Source organism: Pseudomonadota bacterium, assembly GCA_018823135.1.
In the GTDB taxonomy this organism is placed as follows: Bacteria; Desulfobacterota; Desulfobulbia; order Desulfobulbales; family CALZHT01; genus JAHJJF01.
This window is the reverse complement of the sequence record JAHJJF010000104.1, coordinates 1-4,837: the sequence shown is the minus strand read 5'-3', so window position 1 is coordinate 4,837 and position 4,837 is coordinate 1. Positions and strand designations below refer to the sequence as shown.

Below are 4,837 nucleotides of genomic sequence, written 5' to 3'. Positions count from 1 at the left end.
GGTGCCCTTGGGGATGGTGTAAGCTTTGTCGGCAATGCATTTTTAATGCGGAGTAACGGCACAACTAACCAGGATGGCGCTGTTTATCTTTATGTGCCGGATGCTGACCCGACAAAAATGCGTGTAGCACCATTTACTGTAATCGTCGACAGTAATGGTCGGCTTCGACTTATGCGATGGCGAGATGGTGTTTGGGAGTAAACAGGACTTAATGCTAATTGGTTCGGTTAACCTTATGAGTTGCTTGAAATTACACAGAAGAATTGTTGAGGCAGACAACGGGTTTTCACTTGTTGAGCTGATGGTTGCCATGTTTTTGACTTTTATAGCAACGGCCGGCATCTATAAAAGTTATATTTCCTTTACCGTTACCACGGAGACCCAGGAACAACGCGTGGAAATGCAGCAGGATCTGAGAATTGCCCTGAATGCCATGGCCAAGGAAATCAGGAAAGCGGGGTATGATCCAACGGATAATGCTGATTCCGCCATAGAGACTGCGGATTTGGGTGTGATCGAATTTACCATGGATTTGAATGAAGATGAAGACAACACAGATAATGATGTTGATCTGAACGATAATGCGATTTTGGATGGAAATGAAATGTACGCTGACGAAAGAGTACGGTATTTCTTGAGTGGCTCCGATTTAATGAGGCAAGACGTTAATGCCGGCACCAATCAAATCGTTATTTCCAATGTGAGCGCACTCCAGTTTCGCTATTTTGTCGAGGATGGGGTGACTCCTGCAGATACGGCAACTGCCGAAGACAGAGAAGAGATACGGGTGGTGCAGATTGCCCTGGTTGTCGAGACGACAAAAAATGATTTTTCGTATACCGACTTGACAACATACATCGACCCCCTTGGAAATATTGTTTTAGCAGCTCAAAATGACAACAAGCAGAGAAAGATGATCGTCAAACGGGTCAGTTGCCGTAATATGGGGCTGGATTAGAAAATACAGAGATGAAAGGTTTATGAACAGCACTGAAAAAGGGTTTTCAATACTGGAGGTTCTACTCGGCATAGCGATTTTCATGATCGGCATGCTGGGGGTTGCCATGCTGCAGATTTCTTCGATTAAAGGCAATACCTTTTCTGGAAACATCTCCGAGGCAATATCTATTGCTACAAGCAAGCTTGAAGAGTTGATGGCCAGGCCTTATGACGATGCGGAGCTTGTGGATACCAACGGTGACGGTGGAACAGCCGCTGATGCCAACAGCGACGGGGCGGATGACGATAATGATGATGATGATGCTCCTCCCCTGGGTCCGGATGTTCTTGCTGGAGACGGAGTGGTGAATTTTGGGCTGGATCAGGGGTTGGCCAGCCTTGCTGACCGGGATCACCCTGTTGCCGCTCCAGTTGGTCAGGGCACCCACAATAAGTATCGGGTTTTCTGGAATATCTCCGAGGACTCGGTTGTTGAAAATACCAAAACAATTAAAGTACATGTGATCTGGAATGTGAAGGGCCAAAGCCAGACAGTGAACATGCAGGGTGTGATGGCTGAAAGGTGAATGAAATGTTGAGAGTGCTGCAGAATGAAAAAGGTTCGGTCCTTAACATTGCTTTACTGGTTCTATTGACCCTGACCCTGATTGTTATCTACATGAGTCAGACAACTACAACCGAAATTGAAATAGCTGCCAACGAAAAATTTTATAATATGTCGTTCTATAATGCTGATGCAGGGGTGTATGCAAGTGGCAAAACTATTGATATGGCCTATGATTTGTTAAGAGTCCCGACAATTCCTTCAACGGCCGTGCCGCCGTTATTGGCAGAAATTCCAGCGTTTACTCTGCTAGACAACAATTTTTATAATGAAATGCACGGCTGGGGCCCGGTTGATTCTGATACAAATCCTGTAAGCAACCCGGAAATAGTCTTTACCCTTGATGTGGAAGGAAGAAATATCATCCAGGCCAATATCTGGAGAAAGGAAATCACGCCTGCTTCGGGATCATCTTCCGGTGCTGAATTCGCTTCAGGCGGCTCTTCAGGGGGCGCACCAACCACCTTTACTATTCTTGGTGTAAATTCGGTGGGCTATGCTCCTAAAAATGCATCCACAAGAATCAGTGCCGGGTATGCTGCTGTTAATTAAGAAAAGAGGGGTGGAGTAATGAGAAATAAGGTGTTGTTGCTGTTACTTGTAACTGTTCTTTCTTTGCATTCAGTCAGGGCTTTTGCCGCATCACCCTCAGCTGAGCCTGATATTGCGGATTATACCGCTCCTCCCACTTTCATGATAAATTCGATCGAGCCTAATATCATGATCATCCTGGATAATTCAGGGAGTATGAACTATAACGCCTATGGAATCTGGCCCGGGAATGGCAAGCTTGTGACGGGTAATTCTTTCACAGGTTCGCCGTATGATACGAATACGCATTTCGACGTCAGGGTTTCAGACTCAAGAGACGATGCCGAGGAAAGTTCCGGGAGCGCCTATTATGCGACTGGAGACTTATATCTGGGCCGCTGGGATGATGCAAGGCCCACCTATGTCGGCATCCGGTTTCAGAATGTTGCTATTCCGCAAGGGGTTAAGGTGCAGAGGGCTTATATCGAATTTAATGTAAATTCTCCAAAGATACCACCCTATGATGGGAAGATTTTTCTGAAGATTCAGGGCGAGGATGTTGATGATGCAGCCCAGTATTCTGCAGTGGCAAACGGTATTTCCGGTCGAGCCAAAACGAAAACTGCCGTGCCCTGGAGCAATTCTACATCACCTGATCTTGAACCGTGGGGCCCTGCCAACGAGAAGCAGGAGACTGCGGATATTGCTTCAATTGTTCAGGAAATACTGGATAGAGACGGATGGGCAAGCGGTAATGCGATAAATTTTATAATCAGCTATCATACAGGGATGGGTTCAAAAAATAGAAGGGATGCTACTGCATATGATGGGGATCCTGCCAACGCCCCTTTACTGCATATTGAATACACATCCGACGAAATTCAAGAGTATTATGGGTATTTTAATCCGAACTGGTTCTATACATATTCCAGCAACAAGTTTATCCACAAATATGAGAAAGTCTGTCGGATAGAGACCAATAAAGATGTTTATTACAGTATTGATTATGGCGAGTCCTGCAATGAACCGGGAATAATCCTTGCTGACGATGAACACATTAAATCCGCCCGCTATGATTATGACAAGTCATGTACGGTTCAGACGGATCCCGTTCCCGATGCATGGTATGTCGCGGATACCAGCGGAGTGAAGAAATGTTTAACTGATGCGGATATCAGCAGCGCGGGGGAAAGTCTCTGGGACGGCAACTGGATGAACTGGGTATCCATGCGTAGGATCGACGTGGCCCGGAAGGTGTTGATGGGAGGCCTGGCAACATCGAGGACTGGTGGCGGCAATCAGACCCTGTTTGGCGAAAAGCCGGCCCAGACTGACAGGGTGTTCTGGAAACAGTTTGACAGTTCGACTAGTCCTGCTCTTACGCCATATGACGGGAAGTACAAATATAAATTACAAGAAGGCTATATCTATGTTTTTGATGCCTTCGATACTCAAAAGGCAAAATTGACTCTGGGTGTGGAAGCAGATGAGGCTTACGAGAGTTGGGAGTTTGTTGATGGAAATATATCCGGGGTGCTCCAGAAGTTCGGTGATCGGGCGGAATGGGGCAACGAGTTTTTCTATTACGGATCAGGCAAGGATCAGGAAGGGGGGAAAATTTCAAACCGGATTGGAACAAACCTGACAACACTTATTACTGATCTGCAGAATACCGGCGCGGATACCTGGACTCCTCTTGCCGAGGCATATTATGTTGCAATGCAGTATTTTAAGCAGGAAAAGCCTGATGCAAGCCTCGGATACTCGAACAGTGCCATAGGCGCTGTAAATAATACCAATGACCCCTTTTATAGGGATGCCGAGTTTGTCAGCTGTCCGAAAAATTTTGTTCTTATGCTTACTGACGGCTCCTCCACGGAAGATAAAAATATCCCTGCTTTTCTAAAGAATTATGACGGCGACAATCATGAAGACTCTTCCCATGCAGATTATCGGTCATATGGGGACAATGGTAGTGATTATCTTGATGATATTGCACTCTATGGCCGGACCAATGATCTTCGCGTCGACCTGGAAGGAAATCAGAATTTAATTTTTTTCCCCGTTTATGCCTTTGGCGATGATGCCAATGCCAGAAAACTTCTAAAGGATGCAGCGCGAAATGGCGGGTTTGTCGATAAAAACGCCAACAACCGGCCGGATGGTGATTATACGGATTCCGATGCTGAGCGTCTGGAGTGGGACACCGATGGTGACGGCATCCCTGATACCTATTTTGAAGCCAAGGACGGCAAGGTGCTCAGGAAGGCTCTTGAGAAAGCAATTAACGCCATGCTGGAAAGGGCCTCTTCCGGTACCGCGGTTTCCGTTCTTGCAACATCATCCGAAGGCGAAGGAAATGTTGTTCAGGCCTATTTCAAACCTACGATAAAAACCGGAGATGATGAAGCCAGGTGGGTCGGCTATCTCCAGTCCGTATGGCTGGACAGCAAAGGAAATCTTCGCGAGGACACAATAGCGGATAAAGCTCTTAAGATTGCCGAGGACAAGGTCTTGAGTTACACCGTTGCCGCAGATGGCAACACAGAGGTTTACAAGTATGCCGTGAGTGAGAGCCATCCTTACCCGGATTTTGAAAGCGATGTGCCTGATGTTGTCGCCATGGAGGATATTGTTCCCTTGTGGGAGGCAGGCGTTATGCTTGCCGCCAGAAATCTTGACGCTTTCCCGCGAACGATTTTTACCTATATAGATGATGCGGCGGTTCCTAAAGATATAGCC

Annotated in this window: 5 protein-coding genes; all 5 read left to right on the top strand. The window is 46.6% G+C overall.

All coding sequences use genetic code 11. The annotated features are described in order from the left end of the window. On the top strand, positions 1–201 hold a 201-nt coding region (locus KKE17_11655), incomplete at its 5' end, for a hypothetical protein (GenBank protein MBU1710650.1). A gap of 43 nt (positions 202–244) precedes the next feature. After that, on the top strand, positions 245–958 hold the full coding sequence (locus KKE17_11650) for a PilW family protein (GenBank protein MBU1710649.1): 714 nt from the start codon (positions 245–247) through the stop codon (positions 956–958). Between the two features lie 22 nt (positions 959–980). Continuing rightward, the gene (locus KKE17_11645) at positions 981–1,526 is read left to right on the top strand and encodes a prepilin-type N-terminal cleavage/methylation domain-containing protein (protein MBU1710648.1); all 546 of its coding nucleotides are present in this window, start codon (positions 981–983) and stop codon (positions 1,524–1,526) included. Positions 1,527–1,531: 5 nt separating this feature from the next. Further along, positions 1,532–2,116, top strand: a complete 585-nt coding sequence (locus KKE17_11640) for a hypothetical protein (GenBank protein MBU1710647.1) — start codon at positions 1,532–1,534, stop codon at positions 2,114–2,116. Positions 2,117–2,134: 18 nt separating this feature from the next. Then, the coding region (locus KKE17_11635; GenBank protein MBU1710646.1) for a hypothetical protein at positions 2,135–4,837 on the top strand (2,703 nt) is incomplete at its 3' end.

Excerpts from the sequence above, each read along its gene's own strand:
- KKE17_11645 (MBU1710648.1), top strand. The coding sequence starts at position 981 with ATGAACAGCACTGAAAAAGGGTTTTCAATACTGGAGGTTCTACTCGGC.
- KKE17_11640 (MBU1710647.1), top strand. The coding sequence starts at position 1,532 with ATGTTGAGAGTGCTGCAGAATGAAAAAGGTTCGGTCCTTAACATTGCT.